Annotated in this window: 16 protein-coding genes; 11 read left to right on the forward strand and 5 right to left on the reverse strand. The window is 34.2% G+C overall.

The window, feature by feature from the left end:
- The first annotated feature begins 11 nt into the window (after positions 1–11).
- The 5 genes from O1A01_RS11960 (at position 12) to O1A01_RS11980 (ending at position 5,373) form a co-directional block, all read left to right on the forward strand.
- A complete protein-coding gene (locus tag O1A01_RS11960) occupies positions 12–926 on the forward strand; it encodes an ABC transporter ATP-binding protein (protein WP_066412624.1) in 915 nt (304 codons plus the stop codon).
- Positions 926–1,873 (forward strand): ABC transporter permease, encoded by a 948-nt coding sequence (locus O1A01_RS11965; RefSeq protein ID WP_235858060.1) that lies wholly within the window; start codon positions 926–928, stop codon positions 1,871–1,873. The genes O1A01_RS11960 and O1A01_RS11965 overlap by 1 nt, the downstream gene beginning before the upstream one ends.
- Before the next feature lie 468 nt (positions 1,874–2,341).
- A complete protein-coding gene (locus O1A01_RS11970; protein WP_066412629.1) occupies positions 2,342–3,046 on the forward strand; it encodes an ABC transporter ATP-binding protein in 705 nt (234 codons plus the stop codon).
- Positions 3,030–4,346 carry an ABC transporter permease gene (locus O1A01_RS11975; RefSeq protein ID WP_066412630.1) on the forward strand — a complete coding sequence of 439 codons (1,317 nt, stop codon included), beginning with the start codon at positions 3,030–3,032 and terminating at the stop codon, positions 4,344–4,346. Before O1A01_RS11970 ends, O1A01_RS11975 begins: the two co-directional genes overlap by 17 nt.
- Positions 4,347–4,491: 145 nt before the next feature.
- Positions 4,492–5,373 (forward strand): polysaccharide deacetylase family protein, encoded by an 882-nt coding sequence (locus O1A01_RS11980; protein ID WP_066412632.1) that lies wholly within the window; start codon positions 4,492–4,494, stop codon positions 5,371–5,373.
- Between the two features lie 9 nt (positions 5,374–5,382).
- Here O1A01_RS11980 and O1A01_RS11985 read toward each other — a convergent pair whose 3' ends face one another.
- Positions 5,383–5,838 carry a DUF2269 family protein gene (locus O1A01_RS11985; protein ID WP_066412634.1) on the reverse strand — a complete coding sequence of 152 codons (456 nt, stop codon included), beginning with the start codon at positions 5,836–5,838 and terminating at the stop codon, positions 5,383–5,385.
- Between the two features lie 344 nt (positions 5,839–6,182).
- On the reverse strand, positions 6,183–6,344 hold the full coding sequence (locus O1A01_RS11990) for an aspartyl-phosphate phosphatase Spo0E family protein (RefSeq protein ID WP_084380214.1): 162 nt from the start codon (positions 6,342–6,344) through the stop codon (positions 6,183–6,185).
- 182 nt (positions 6,345–6,526) lie between these two features.
- Between O1A01_RS11990 and O1A01_RS11995 the strand changes: the two genes are divergently transcribed.
- The 5 genes from O1A01_RS11995 to O1A01_RS12015 all read left to right on the forward strand — a co-directional run bounded on the left by O1A01_RS11995 (position 6,527) and on the right by O1A01_RS12015 (position 11,439).
- Positions 6,527–7,717 (forward strand): hypothetical protein, encoded by a 1,191-nt coding sequence (locus O1A01_RS11995; protein WP_066412636.1) that lies wholly within the window; start codon positions 6,527–6,529, stop codon positions 7,715–7,717.
- 27 nt (positions 7,718–7,744) lie between these two features.
- Positions 7,745–8,683, forward strand: coding sequence for an AAA family ATPase (locus O1A01_RS12000; RefSeq protein WP_066412638.1), 939 nt, complete (start codon positions 7,745–7,747; stop codon positions 8,681–8,683).
- Complete coding sequence (locus O1A01_RS12005; RefSeq protein WP_066412640.1) at positions 8,683–9,855, forward strand: DUF58 domain-containing protein; 1,173 nt, start codon at positions 8,683–8,685, stop codon at positions 9,853–9,855. Before O1A01_RS12000 ends, O1A01_RS12005 begins: the two co-directional genes overlap by 1 nt.
- Entirely contained in the window at positions 9,848–11,047 is a 1,200-nt protein-coding gene (locus O1A01_RS12010) for a DUF4129 domain-containing protein (RefSeq protein ID WP_066412642.1), read from the forward strand. The genes O1A01_RS12005 and O1A01_RS12010 overlap by 8 nt, the downstream gene beginning before the upstream one ends.
- 131 nt (positions 11,048–11,178) lie before the next feature.
- Positions 11,179–11,439, forward strand: a complete 261-nt coding sequence (locus O1A01_RS12015; protein ID WP_066412647.1) for a hypothetical protein — start codon at positions 11,179–11,181, stop codon at positions 11,437–11,439.
- A gap of 49 nt (positions 11,440–11,488) precedes the next feature.
- Here O1A01_RS12015 and O1A01_RS12020 read toward each other — a convergent pair whose 3' ends face one another.
- From O1A01_RS12020 to O1A01_RS12030, 3 genes are all read right to left on the reverse strand, one after another.
- On the reverse strand, positions 11,489–12,268 hold the full coding sequence (locus O1A01_RS12020) for an alpha/beta fold hydrolase (RefSeq protein WP_066412648.1): 780 nt from the start codon (positions 12,266–12,268) through the stop codon (positions 11,489–11,491).
- 15 nt (positions 12,269–12,283) lie between these two features.
- A complete protein-coding gene (locus O1A01_RS12025; protein ID WP_066412650.1) occupies positions 12,284–12,757 on the reverse strand; it encodes a hypothetical protein in 474 nt (157 codons plus the stop codon).
- 230 nt (positions 12,758–12,987) lie between these two features.
- Positions 12,988–13,101 (reverse strand): YjcZ family sporulation protein, encoded by a 114-nt coding sequence (locus tag O1A01_RS12030; protein WP_157076595.1) that lies wholly within the window; start codon positions 13,099–13,101, stop codon positions 12,988–12,990.
- Between the two features lie 223 nt (positions 13,102–13,324).
- Here O1A01_RS12030 and O1A01_RS12035 point away from each other — a divergent pair, with 223 nt between their 5' ends.
- Positions 13,325–14,221, forward strand: coding sequence for a manganese catalase family protein (locus O1A01_RS12035; protein ID WP_066412653.1), 897 nt, complete (start codon positions 13,325–13,327; stop codon positions 14,219–14,221).
- Positions 14,222–14,304: the final 83 nt, after the last annotated feature.

Raw genomic sequence — 14,304 nt, forward strand, 5'->3', positions numbered from 1 at the left:
GAGGAGAAAGAATGAATAATGTAACGGTTCAGTTACAAGATGTATGTAAAGAGATTAAAGGTAAAAAAATTATTAAAAATGTATCGTTTGATGTATATGAAGGAGAAGTATTTGGATTTTTAGGACCAAATGGTGCTGGGAAAACTACTACGATAAGAATGATGGTAGGCCTTATGGGAATATCTTCGGGAGATATTAAAATTGCAGGATATAGTATTAAAGAAAATTTTGAAAAAGCTGTGCAACAAGTAGGAGCGATTGTCGAAAACCCAGAAATGTATAAGTTTCTATCCGGCTATTCAAATTTAAAGCAATACGCGAGAATGATTCCAGGTATTACAGAAGAACGAATCGAAGCAGTTATTGAATTAGTTGGGTTAGAGAAGCGAATTAAAGAAAAAGTAAAGACGTATTCACTTGGGATGAGACAGCGGTTAGGGATAGCACAAGCACTACTTCATGAACCGAAAGTGCTAATTCTCGATGAACCGACGAATGGACTTGATCCAGCTGGAATAAGAGAGATACGTGATTATTTAAGAAGATTAGCCCGAGAAGAAGGAATGACTGTCATCGTTTCTAGTCATCTATTATCGGAAATGGAATTAATGTGTGATCGCGTCGGCATCATTCAGCAAGGAGAATTGCTAGATATACAAAGTATTAAAGATTTTGTTCATGACGATAGTACCCTTTACGAATTACAGGTTACACCTGTGGAAGAAGCATTATCTATCCTTCACTCGATGGATATCGAGGCAACGATAGTGAAAAATAAGCTGCACGCTTCTATCGAAAGAGACAATATGCCAGAGGTAATCAGTCTTTTAGTAGAAAAGAAAATTTCAATATATGAAGTAAGGGAACAGTCAAAAACATTAGAAGAAAAATTCCTTGAAAAAACATCGAGTAAGAAGGGGGCATAATGATGATAAATTTAATTAAAAATGAATGTATTAAGTGGTTTAAAAGGCCGAGCTTTTACGTTATGTCTTCTATTTTAGTAGGTCTATCGGTTTTAGGATTAGTTTTTGTTTTACTTTTAGACAATATGCCTTCAAGTGCCGATGGGCCGCTAGATTGGCGTCAACAGTTAGAAAGCGATAACGAAACATATAGTGAAATTTTAGAAAGTAATTCTTTCGGTGATATTAGCTATTATGAAAGACAAATTGCACTAAATGAATACCGTTTAGAGAATAATTTACCTCCAACGGAAAATTATTCTGTATGGAATTTTATTGAGGATAATATTGGACTCTCTAGTATTATTACGTTGTTCGTTATTATCATCGCAGGTGGGATGGTAGCAAGTGAATTTAGTTGGGGTACGATTAAGCTTTTAATGATTCGCCCGATTAAGCGAAGTAAAATATTGCTATCCAAATATATCGCTGTTCTCATCTTTACTTTCATATTTTTCAGTCTATTATTTGTTTCTTCCTTTATTGTTGGAGCGATCTTTTTTGGGTTTGAAAGTCAGCCGTCCCTGCAATATTTTAATGGAGAAGTATTTGTATGGTCACCGTTTGCTGCGATAGTATTTAAGTTGTTCTTACAGTCGATAGCAGTAATGATGTATGCAACGATTGCGTTTATGATTTCGAGTGTTTTCCGAAATAACTCTTTAGCAATTGGGATATCGATTTTCCTTTACTTTACTGGTACGACGGTTACTCAGCTTGTTGGAATGAAGTATGAATGGGCTAAGTTTTCACCGTTTGCGAATATTAATTTTGAATCTGTTATACAAGGAAGTCCGTTAGTGGAAGGAACTACTTTGTTGTTTTCTATTGTTATGTTTTTACTATATTTTATTGTTTTTCATGTTATTAGTTTTACTGTGTTTACGAAAAGAGATATTGCAGCGTAAAATACTCCATTTTTGGGGTATTTTTTTTCTGAATTGAAAAGGTAATGGTGCTGTTTGAAGTTAGTCCGTTCCTCTCCGCTGCAGGTACTCGCTTTCCGCGGGGAGAAACGGAAGCCTCCTCGGCGTAAACGCCTGCGGGGTCTCCCGATTCCTCTTCTTCCCGCAGGAGTCTCGCACCTTCCGCTCCGATCCACTCTCGGTTTTAAATTTTGAAAGGCAAAAACATTGTAGCTGTTCTAAACCGAGCCACCGATTTTCATTCGTCATGATGCAATGTTTACCTTGTATGAACTACCTACTTATGTTATCCGTTCTATCAACCTACGGAATAGGTCTCTTGATTTACTCCAAAAATAAAATAAGCAATTTCCCTTGAAGAAAATCTTGAGAAAGTTTTTAAAACCTTTTTGATTTTTGTTTCGTTTAACTAGTGTATCGATACAAAAATGATAGAAAAAGGTGTTATAGATGATAACGATTAAAAATTTATCCCATGAGTTTATAATTGGGAAGAAAAATAATAAACAAAAAATACCTGTATTAAATGATATTAATCTCTCTATTTATGAGGGGGAAATTGTTTCTATTGTTGGAAAGAGTGGTTCGGGGAAATCTACTTTATTAAATTTAATGAGTGGTTTTATGAAGCCGACATCTGGAACAATTGAAATAAACGGAATGGATGTGACTAAACTTACTGAAGCGAAATGGTCTGAATTTCGTTTGAATCATATCGGATTTATTTTTCAAAGCTTTCAACTCATCCCAACTATGACTGCTTTTGCCAACGTAGAGTTACCTCTAAAAATGGTGGGTGTTGGAGAGCACGCAAGAAAAATTAGAGTACTAGAAGTGTTAGAAAAAGTTGGCTTAAATGGCTTTGAAGAATTTTATCCTAGCGAGTTATCTGGTGGCCAACAGCAGCGTGTAGGAATTGCTAGAGCACTCATTACGAAACCTAACTTAATATTAGCTGATGAGCCGACTGGTAGTTTAGATAGTGAAACGGAACAGGAGTTTTTACAGTTTATTAAACAATTAAATGAAATAGATGGTATTACGTTTGTTATTATTACACATGATCAAGATGTTGCCCGTATTGCACATAGAACGGTACAGCTTAAGCATGGCAGGTTAGAAGAAAGAGGAGAGTTATATGAAGTTTCGAGATAAAAATAAGTTTGTGAAAGATAATATGAAGAAAAATAAAAGCCGTGTATTTATGACCGTTCTCGCAACCGCAATGGCATGTGCCTTTTTAATGGTATTAGCTTCCGTTGGTTTTGGTCTACATAAATATATTGTTCAAGATATTACTGAAACACGGCTAGTGACAGAAGTGGAAATTCATGGGAAAGACGACCCGGATAATCAGTATTTAACAGATGAGGATATTCGTTATTTCGAAAGTATAGAAAATGTAAAAACGGTAACTCGTTATCGTAGCTTAGATAATTATGAAGCATTTTACACATTTGATGAATATAAAGTACCATATGTTACAACGAGAGTAGTTCATTATCCATCTGAACTTCAGTCTAATTTTGAATTAGAGGAAGGACGAATGCCAGAAGCTGCAAATGAAGTTGTGATCGGCTATCATTTTTCACATCATTTAGAAAAAGACGGAGAATTTATTGAAAACGCTGAAGTTAATATGCTGAACAAAGAAATTATTTTAACAGTTCCACAAATGAAGGATGGAGAACAAGTAACGAAGGATTTCGCACTAAAAGTTGTTGGAATTGCAAAGCAACCTACGAAACAATGGACTCAAGACAACTATGTAAACATTTCAGATGAAACATTAAAAGAAATTGAAAAGTTTACAGAAACGAGACTTGGTACATTCCTTAATCCGAATCTTCCAGAGGAAACGATTGAACAATTAAAAGATTTCTCCATCACATATTCGAATATCAGTGTGTATACGAACAATATGGAACAAGTAATGCCAATTTTAGAGGAAGTTCAAGAAAAAGGCTATTATGCATATTCTGCTGTTCAAGAATTAAAAGAAGTGAACATGATATTCTCGGTAATGAAGGTAGGATTAATTTTTATTGGCACGATAGCGGTCATTATTGCATCAATAGGTATATTTAATACGATGTCCATGGCGGTAACAGAGCGTACGCAAGATATTGGAATAATGAAGGCAATTGGCGGAAGCCCAAAAATGATTAAAAGCTTGTTTTTAATGGAAAGTGCCTACATTGGAATCATCGGTTCTGTAATAGGAGCTCTCGCCGCATATGCAGTAAGCTATGGTGTTAATCTGTTATTACCGGTAGTTGTGAAAGGTATGTATGGAGAAGAGGTAGGAACGGATATTTTATTATCTTACATTCCTTGGTCCCTAACATTAATCAGTGTAGGTATAAGTGTCATAGTCGCTATTTTATCTGGATTAAAACCTGCAGCTAAAGCAACAAGAATTGATGTATTAAAAGCATTAAGAAGAGACATTTAAAAAGGAGTCGTCCCTTATTGGACAGCTCCTATTTTTTATAAAAATACTTGTAACTAAATTGTAAAGAAAACGACTATATGTATAAATAGGAAAAATCATTATAATAGATTAGTATGACATCTGAGAATGATACTGGAGGCCTGAAATGACCAAGAAACAAAAAAGGAATTTATTATATGTATTACCGCTAATCCTACTAGTCGCAACTATTGTAGCATTTTTGTTAGTGGGTAAATTTCCGTTCGACAAAAATAACGTGATAGTAAATTTAAATAATGAATCTATCATTGAAATTCCGTTAAATCAAGACAAGGTAGCGGAGAGTGAAATCGTGAATGAAAATAATAACCCGGCCCCTGAAGTTAACGAAGAAATAGTAGAGGAACCGATGGAAGAACAGGAGGAAAAGGTGACCGAAGCACAGGATGAAGAAAGGATCGCATACTTAACTTTTGATGACGGACCACAGCCGATAACAGAGGAGCTTTTAAACATACTTGCTGAATATAATGCGAAAGCAACATTTTTTATGTTAGAACCACAAATGGTTAAGCATAAAGAAATTGTGGAACGTATGGTAGAGGAAGGTCACACGCTAGCATTACACGGTGTATCACATGATAAAAAACAATTTTATGCTTCTCAATTTTCTGTGATTAATGAAATGCGCCAATCTCAACAAACAGTAAAAGATATTACAAATGTTGAGACGGTAATTATTCGAACTCCATTCGGTTCTTCTCCTCACATGACCCCGTCTTACAAAGATGCTGTGAAAAAAGAAGGCTTTATTTTATGGGATTGGAATGTGGATAGTCGAGATTGGCAGTTTAGAGGACCTGAATATATTAGTCATACTTTGCTTCAAGTAGAAGAAGTAGTAAATCGGGGAGAAAACCCAGTTATCTTACTACATGACTTAATATCAACGGTCGACTTTATTACGGTATTGTTAGATGAGCTTGTTGAAATGGGATTTGTTTTTAAGAATATTGATGAAGCTATGGAGCCGATTGAATTAAAATGAGGAAAATTACTAATTCGGCTTCAATATCATAAATGTAAAAATTAATAGTGTTAAAATAATAACAACATAATAATAATTACAAGCTTTTCTAAGTAGCATTAACTGTTCTAACGGTAATTGAGTAGACGCTCTATTATTTGGGTGGAGAACCCATTCTTGAAGCTCAAAAAGAGCTGGAAGGATAAAACCGATATACAAAACTTGTATTGCCATAAACAGTATGATCGAACCGAATAACCAAACTTGTAATATAGTACCGTAATCTCCTAATAAGACTAGTAGAATACCAGAAATAACGGCTAGTGTTCCACCAATTTTAGGGAAATAGTGAAGCTTGTGATGAAGAATAAGGTTATGCCGTAAGTCTGAAATTGTTTGACTTTTTCTAAGTAGAATAAAACTAAAAAACGTTGGACCAAAGCCGACAATAGAAGTTAAAACGTGGAACAGTACTAACCAGACCAATGTAACCAATCCTCCCTTCATATCCATTCCGTATAATATATGAAGAAAATGGTGCAATCATGTGATTTTTCTTAAAATATAGAGACGCTGCCCAAAAACAGTCTTAAAAACAGTGAGAAAAACGATTCGTTTTTCTCACTGTTTTGTTTATATGCTTTTTTCGTACTAAATTCGTTTTAGTTTGTAAGATTTCTATTAATTAGGTTCAAACACGAACATTATCATGCCCCTCGATAATGTAATGCTTAAGCACATTGCGAATAAAGCTATTAGTAATCCTTAATAAGATAATGAACAAAAAAGGTCCTAAAAGTCATTCTTAACTGACTTTTAGGACAGCCCTTTTATTTTGTATCGGTTTTGTTCGGTGAAAGGAAATATAAATTTATTAACCGATCTAATTCTTGACTTATTTTAACTGTTTCGGAAGAGGACATACCTTTTAAGTTAGCAACATCCATCATCTGCCTACGTTTCTTTACTACAGCTAAGTGAAAGGTATTCATCTATACTCCTCTCCTTTTAAAAAAAGTTTATATCATTCTATTATAGTAAATTAAATGAAGGTAGAAAATAGAAAAATAGTAAAAAGTGTGAAAAAATTACTAATAATATGGACTTTTTTGGAAAAGTTTTATATTATATTTTATGTAAATAATGAATATTCCGAATTATAAAGGGGTGTGAAATGGCTAGTATTATTAAAAAAAGTTTTTATTTATTAATGGAAGTGAATCTCTTATTCACTTTTGTATTAATTTCTTATATTCACATTCCTTATTTTCCTCCTATTGAAGGTATACTCTTGCCGGTTTTATTAGCTATTTTTATTTATAGTTTTTTAGAAAAAACGATGAAGGTTCAAACGTTTGTATTAATCGTATTCTTTGCACCAATTTTATCAATAATATCATTTGCCTTCGGTTATAGTTTCATCTTATCGGTTGTAATAGGGAGTACGATAAGCTGGCGAGCATTTGTTGTTTTTATACACGGAAGACAATTATTACCGAGGACTATTTTTCTTCTTACGATATTTTGGATAATGTTCGTTTATTTCTTTGCTGTATTAGATAAATATAAATATGCTGACTACTTACTATATTTATTAGGATTCCAATTACTGTTTTTCTTGCTTTCACGTTTAGCGGATAGCTTTCAGCGAGCAAAAGTTGATTATACGTTGAAAGGTAATATATTGAAAGGTGCGTCCTATTTTGTTGGGACAATTACGATCGCAATAATATTCCTTTCGACATTCGGAAGAGTCATTATTTCTGAAGGGTTGAAGTCATTTGGATGGTTAATAGGATTTTTGTTCGGGGTATTAGCTCAACCTTTTCTTTATCTACTAAGCTTAATAGATTGGGAGTATGCAGCCGTAGAATTAGGAGAACAATCTAGTGAGGATGAAGAAAGTGATGTTGAAAAATGGATGCAAGAATTCCGAGACCCTGAAGCATTTTGGGACAATGTAATTGTAATGGCAATTATATTTTTAATAATATTTATCGTTGCTTTAATTTACTTAAGAAAAGTGAAAGTAAAACGATTAGATGTTGAGGATGATGTTTCCTATAATACGAAAACTAACAAATGGAGAAGGAAAAATGAATGGTGGCAGAAACCTCCAAAAGATGAAGTTCGTAAACTAGTATTTGATTTAGAAAAGCTAGCCTATAAAAAAGGCCGCGGACGAAATCGAAATGAAACATTAGAAGAGTGGTTAGTAAGGGAATCCATTGTTTCAGATCAATTCTTTTTCTTATATGAAAAAGTGCGATACGGAGAAATGGAATTAACAGAGGAAGAATTAATCCTGTGTAAGGAATTAGCGACAGAAATTAAAACGACTATCAAAAAATGGGAAAAATATTAAAAGTAAAAATTGAAAGAGGGATGCATAATGGAACTAGTAAAAGACTTACAAAGAGAATTAGGTAAAGTAATCATTGGAAAAGACGAAGTAGTGGAATTATTATTTATCTCACTTATTAATAAAGGCCATGTACTACTCGAAAGTGTTCCTGGTACAGGAAAAACAATGTTAGCAAAAAGCTTTGCCAAAATGGTAGATGCAGAGTTTAAAAGAATACAGTTCACACCAGATGTATTACCAAGCGATGTTACAGGAATTCAATTTTTTAATCCGCAAAAACACGAATTCCAACTAAGACCAGGGCCAGTTATGACAAACATATTGCTAGCAGATGAGGTCAACCGTGCAACACCTAGAACGCAATCAAGTTTACTAGAAGTAATGGAAGAGCGACAAGTAACAATTGACGGAGAAACCATCTCACTTCCATCACCATTTATGGTAATGGCAACACAAAATCCGATAGAATCACAACAAGGGACGTTCCCTTTACCTGAAGCACAAATGGACCGCTTTTTTATACAACTTGATCTCGGTTATCCAACTATCGAAGAAGAGCAACAAATACTACAAACATATCGTGAAGGAGAACCATTAAAAGAATTAAAAGTGTTATTTACGAAAGATAAGATCGAGCAGTTGCAGCAAGACGTGAAAAAAGTGAGACTATCATCAGAGGTAGAATTGTATTTGTTACATATTATCCATCAAACTAGAAATCACGATGAAATTGAGCTAGGTGTCAGCCCGCGTGGAGCCCTAGCATTAATGAGAGCTGCCCAAGGAAGAGCATTTATTCAGCAAAGAAGCTTCGTTACACCAGAAGATATTAAAAAAATGGCACCTTACGTATTAAGCCATAGAATTGTACTCTCCATGGAAGGTTCTTTAAAGAAAACGAATACCCAAGTAATTAATGATGTATTAAAAATGATTCCTGTTCCAGTTGAGGCGGCTGTGAAATAATGAATAAATGGAGTCAACATACAGATATTTATAAAGATTATTATTATCTAGCGTCAATATCTTGGGTGTTAATTTTTATTAGTTTTTTTATCAATAGTACTATTTTACTAGTTATCGGAAGTGGATATTTCTTTTTTTTCATAGCGAATTATATGTATTTAAATTGGGTAGGTAAACGGCTAGAAGTTGATTTCCCTGAAGAGAGAGTGAAAACTTTTACAGGCGAAGAAGGTGTTATTAAAGTACGAATAAGACAACCATCTCTTTTACCAATTTTCTTTGGAAAACTGACAATTACAACCGATAAAAATATTAACTTTAAAGATTCGGTAGAGCTACGCTACAGTAATGAATTAGATATTCCTTTTCACGTTTATGGAAGAAATGAGCTAATTTTAGAAGTACCATTTCAATCTATAAAAAGAGGGGTAGCAAAAATTCATAAAGTACAAATAGAAGTCGACCACTTTATCGGATTTGGTAAAGTGATACTTAATTTACTAAACAACAGAAAATACGAAGTGATTGTTTATCCGGAGAAAAAGGTGGTTTCTGGTGTAGAGCGTATGGTTCCTAAAAACGAAGGAACGTATCCAACTCGTAGCTCATTTTATGAAGATAAAAATACTATTATCGGAACTCGTAATTATGAAAGTGGAGATTCGTTTAACAAAATCCATTGGAAAGCAACGGCAAGACTATCATCCCTCCAAACGAAAGTACATGAACGTGCTTCTCAGTTTACATGGTTATTTGTACTTGATATTCGTTCTAGTAATCTAGAAGATCGGATTAAAGGGATATCGTATTTGCTTCAGTATGCAACGAAGTACAATATTTCTTTTGGGCTTTTAGTAAATGTTAAAAAGTTCGGTAACCCATCCTACTACGTTCTCCCATTCGGGGAAGGGAAAAGACAGCTCCAAACAGCATTGGAGTTTTTGGCAAGAGTTGATAAAAACAGTGTAGTAATAAATTCGTTATCATTTACTAGAATTGTAAGTAATTACGTTTCGCCATACGTTATTTTATGTATGGATGAAGAAGAAACAGAAAAGTATTCAATTCGAAAATCTTCTCAATGTTATGTTCTGGATGTTAGTAGGGAAGATGCTGTATTAACGTTAAAGAAAGTTGGCTCCTCACGTAGTAGGAGGGTACGATATGGCTAAAATTTGGAGAAATAGTGTTCACTTATGCATAGAAGTCAGTTTATTATATTTTTTCATTGTATTGTCCTACATGCATACTTCAATGCTACCACCGATAGTGGGGTTAATCGTTCCTACTTTAGTTACGATTATCATATATAGCGTTATATCAGCTAATCTTCAAGTACAAACACTTGTGTTAATTGTATTTATTGCTCCGCTTATAGCAATGATTTCCTTTTTCCTTGGCTATGGGTATGTTTTATCTTTTGTTATAGGTGGTTTTTTAAGTTGGAGAGGGTTTGTTTTATTTGTTCAAGACCGTCCATTAACAGCACGAACAATTTTTCTATTATGTTTCTTTTGGATGCTTCCAATTTACGTTTATATCTATGTTTCTAGGTACGTATATGCTGAGTATTTTATTTACTTATTCGGAATACAGTTATTGTTGTTTCTTTTAGCTCAATCTGGAGAAAGTGTGATTCGTACGTGGCGAGACCGAACATTAAACAAAAAAGTCGTTGTAAGTTCACTTTCCTTTATTAGTGTTATTTTAGGCCTAACTGTTTTTCTTTCAACAATTGGTAAATGGATCATCTCTATCGGTTTAAAAGCGTTTGGAGGAGTTATCGGCTTCGTATTCGGTATTTTATCAAAGCCTTTTTTCTACTTAGCAAGTCTCCTTGAATTCAATCTTGTTTTGCGCGGTGAAGAGGCGGAATCAATCATGGAGGGAGAAGGCGGTGCGGAAGAGAAAGAGATCGAACAAATTGTAGATGTGGCTCCTATATGGGATAACATTTTGGTGATGGTCATTCTCATCGTTTTATTATTCATCATTGCCTTTTTCTTACTTCGAAAGGTGAAAGTAATGAAGTCTTCAATAGAAGTCGCTGCAACATACAACGGTGTACTTAAAAAGATTCAGTCAAGTGGTAGAAGAGGCTGGTGGCAAAAACCACCCGAAAATGAAGTGAGAAAGCTTGTGTTTGAGCTTGAAAAATTAGCACATAAGAAAAATCGAGCACGCTACCCTAATGAAACGTTAGAAGAATGGTTAGTACGTGAATCGGTTGTATCAGAACATTTTTTTTCTATTTATGAAAAAGTAAGATACGGTGAAATGGAATTAACGGAAGAGGAAGTAGCACGTTGTAAACAATTAGCAACCGAAATTCGGTCGATTATGCGAAAATGGAAAAAATATTAGTTTACAAAGCGCCGTAGTTTAAGGACTATGGTGCTTTTACTATAGAAAATAAAAACTAATTAGGATAGAAAAAGACTATATCACATACATATCAATAAAGAATGGTTTAAGTTGGGAGAGGAGACCTTACTATGCAAAATAATTTTGAAGTGTATGAGAGAATACACGAATATGCGGATGAGATGGTTAAGGTAATTATAATGAATAAACATAATACAGACGAAGAATTGATGAGGAACGCGCTTGAAAATATGGCGAGAACAATAAGAGATTTGACAAATATTGAACTAGGTAGGGAACTCAACACTGAATCAACATTAAAATGTACGCTAAGTAAAATGAAAATTGCACAAAATTGCTTAACGAAAGTAAAAAAAGACAAAGTAATATAAAAAATAACTGTCTCCATTACAAATGCATAGTAGGAGACAGCTTTTAAAGTTAAACTTCACATTTTCTTCTTATAAAACTCGAAACTACAGAATTAAACTCCTTTGCAAATTTCGTTGGTACTTGATGCTTTGCTTTAGATATATATACAACATCTGTATTACGGTGGAAATGTCGAAATTCTTTTTGGTAATGATGAACATAAAAATCTTTTTTCCCATATACAAGAAGTATAGGAGCTTTTATTTCTTGTAAACGTTCAGTACGATCAAATTTAACGCCTTCGTTATACATCTTATGTAACGTTTTAGCCTTCGTCTTTCGAATGTAAGATTCGAGCTGCTTTCCATATCCTTTACTATGTGCGTGTGCTCTGCCGATAACAAAAGAAATTAAAGGCATTGCATTTAACTTTGTTACTAGTATACCTAACATAAACTCTGCGTAAAGAAGTAAGGAATTAACTTTTGGGAATGCCCCAACTAGGACAAGTCCTTTTGTGGAAGATGGATAACGCAAAGCGAATTCTAATGCAATCGATGCACCGTTTGAATACCCACAAAGAATGGCTGATTTAATATCAAAATGCTTCATAACATCATAAATGTCTTGGGCGAGTAACGAAAAAGTTATTTGCTGAGTTCCAACACTACTTTTTCCATTCCCTCTTAAATCCATTAATAATATGGAATAACGGCTTGAAAGTGGCTTTTGTTGTTTAAAAGTGACATGCCCCATCCCAGGTGGGTGAATAAAAATTATCGTAGTATTTCCTGACCCTAGTTTTTCTGCATAAATTTGTACTCCGTCTCTTGTTCTTATATGAGGCATTTATATCTCTCCTACTTACGTTGGAATTTTGTTGCTTTTCTCTAAATATAGGAGCACTTCCCGAACTATAAGTCCTGCTACTACACCTGGAATAACAAATAGCATAGGCATAAAAATTGGCCCTATTAAATGACCATATAGCTTTGCTTTTCCAGATATCATTAGTCCAACAGTTACAAAATATGCGCAACTGACAAATGGTATAAAAGCATACCGACTCTTACCTCCACCTGCATCTTTAAAGGCGTCCCACATCGCAAAAAAGTATAAACAAGGATAGAACATGAGCCACAAATAATCAATGGATGTGTAGGCACTTTTTATTTCTCCGTTAAAACTTAACATAATAGCAGTATTAAAATTTGAAAATACGTTAATGATAAATTCCAAAATAATAAATGTAATACCTTTAACATATTTTCGATTAAGTAGTTGTCCAAAGCCGGGAAGTGCAATGCTCCATAATAATCGTTCTAAAGACTTATTCATCGGTACAACCTATATTAATGAATTCATACAAAATTGGTGAGTGTAAATTTATAGTTTTTTGAATCATTTTAGATTCCTCCGACTTGGCTTAACAGTTTATGTACTAATATATTGACCTAAACTAAAAAAAATATGTTTTATCGAGAAGAAAGTTTTGGGGTGGAAATTTTAAATAAAAAGAAAAAAGAAAGCTAAAGTGAATTTAGCTTTCTCTGTCCAAATGATATTTATCAATAGCCTAAAAAAGCAGCCCCGATAATTACAAGTAAAATAAACAAAATAATATAAAGTGTGAAACCTCCAGTGAAGCATCCTACTGAAGCTGTAGGTACACCTTTGCTCATGCAAAGCATCTCCTTTCATTACTGTCCCAAGAAAGTACTCATACTGGAACTTTAATTTATTTATACGATACATTATGATGAATTCACCTAAGTTGTATAGGCGAGTGCCTACACAAATAAGAAAAAGGAATAGGACATTCTTCCCTCAACATACAAAAGTAATAGTGTACATCATTATTATTATTATTATTATTATTATTATTATTGGAGGAGGAATGCCGTTTTGTATAAAAGATATAACCGACTACTTATCGAATTACCAAGACCGAAGAAGCCAGATCCAAACGGTGCAGCTGCCGTTCAAGAGTTGCTAGGTGGAAAATTCGGTGAGATGTCTACATTAAATAATTATATGTACCAATCAAATAATTTTCGTAATAAGCGTAAACTAAAACCGTTTTACGATTTAGTAGCTAGTATTACAGCGGAAGAGTTAGGTCATGTGGAGTTAGTAATAAATACTATCAACTTAATGATGGAAGGAACAACAAGACCAGCTCCGCCCGATGCTACACCTTTAGGAAATACGAAAGATTTCCGAAATTCTTATCATTATATAGTTAATGCACAAACAGCATTAGCGGGAGATTCGATGGGAAGACCTTGGACGGGTGATAACGTATTTAATAGTGGTAATTTAATTTTAGATTTACTTCATAATTTCTTCTTAGAATGTGGTGCTCGCACACATAAAATGAGAGTGTATGAAATGACGAGTAATCCAGTAGCAAGGGAAATGATCGGCTACTTATTAGTCCGTGGTGGGGTGCACGTAGTTGCTTATGCAAAGGCATTAGAAATAGCTACAGGTGTAGATATGACGAAAATGGTTCCAATACCGAATTTAGAAAACAAAGCGTTTGAAACAACTCGAAAGTTTGAAGCTCAAGGAGTTCATCGGAAGTTATATACATTTAGTGATAATGACTTTAAAGACATTTCGATGATTTGGAAAGGACGTCACCCTGAAGATGGAGGACCACTAGAAGTTATACAAGGAGCACCTCAAGGAGCTCCGGTCCCTGATTTTGAAGACCTACCGGAAGAATTTGCGCCAGGAATTTCAAGAGAAGATTTCTTAGAAATAGCAAAAAGACTGCAAAGAAATGCGGGTTTATAAGTTAAATAGTCAATCTTTATACTTAAAAAGGGTAGCAATGATTGCTAGCCTTTTTGAGTTGAAATGCAAACAATTCCTTTAAA

It is taken from the genome of Sutcliffiella sp. NC1 (assembly GCF_027594365.1).
GTDB classification, from domain to species: domain Bacteria; phylum Bacillota; class Bacilli; order Bacillales; family Bacillaceae_I; genus Sutcliffiella; species Sutcliffiella cohnii.